Origin of the sequence: Frankia sp. Mgl5 (genome assembly GCF_023242985.1) — a bacterium.
GTDB lineage: Bacteria > Actinomycetota > Actinomycetes > Frankiales > Frankiaceae > Parafrankia > Parafrankia soli.
In genome coordinates this window covers 1-776 of the sequence record NZ_JALKFY010000408.1, presented here as the reverse complement: position 1 = coordinate 776, position 776 = coordinate 1, and the positions used below count along the sequence as shown (strand labels likewise).

Annotated in this window: 2 pseudogenes; both read left to right on the top strand. The window is 74.6% G+C overall.

Annotated features, from left to right (window positions below):
• Positions 1-347 (top strand): annotated as a pseudogene (locus MXD62_RS09865) (hypothetical protein); the annotation flags it as partial.
• Between the two features lie 242 nt (positions 348-589).
• Positions 590-776: pseudogene (locus tag MXD62_RS09860) on the top strand (hypothetical protein); the annotation flags it as partial.

Below are 776 nucleotides of genomic sequence, written 5' to 3'. Positions count from 1 at the left end.
CCCACGGCGCCCTGGCCGGGCTGCCCGAGGGGCCCTTCCGGCTGCCGGTTCCCCTCGCCGAGCGGGTCGGCAGCGTCGTCGTGGCTCCGGGCACCGTCGAGGTGCCCCGGCGGGCCGACGGCCTCAACGCGGGCGGCGCCATCCAGGGCGGCCTCGTCGCGTTCGCCGCCGAGGAGGCAGCGACCTCATCCACCCAGGGGCCGACGGCGCTGACCTCCTACGGGGCCGGGCGGGCCCGGCGCGGGCGGGGGTGGGCCGGCGCGCACGGAACCAGGGCGCCAAGGCCGCGGGAACGGGACTTATGCAGCCCCAATCCCGCCACCCGGCAATGTGTGGCGGCTGGGTGAGTCCGGGCTGTCACTCAACCGCCACGGCTGCTCGACATCGCGCATGAGGCCCAACCTGCGTGAATACCTATCGGTTCCCCGGCCTGCTCCGGACCCCAGCACTCCTGCACGCACGCCTCCCGCTCGGCACCACGGCCGCCACGGACACCGACCCGAGCTCCTCCGGAGGGCAGGATGACCGAACCGGCGGGTGGACAACCGGGGTGGATCGTCGACGACCCCAGCGTGGTCACCCCCGATGGATGACCGCCGCGCTGCGCCGAGGCGGCACCGACACCGAGATCGTCGGGCTACGCCACGAACCCGTCGGGGGCGGCCGACTCAGCTCCAGCCACCGCTTCCGCCTCTCCAAGCCGACGGCTGCGACACCCCCCAGGCCGAAGCCGCGCTACGCAACCTCGCCGGCCTGCACGGCCCGTTCTGGAACAA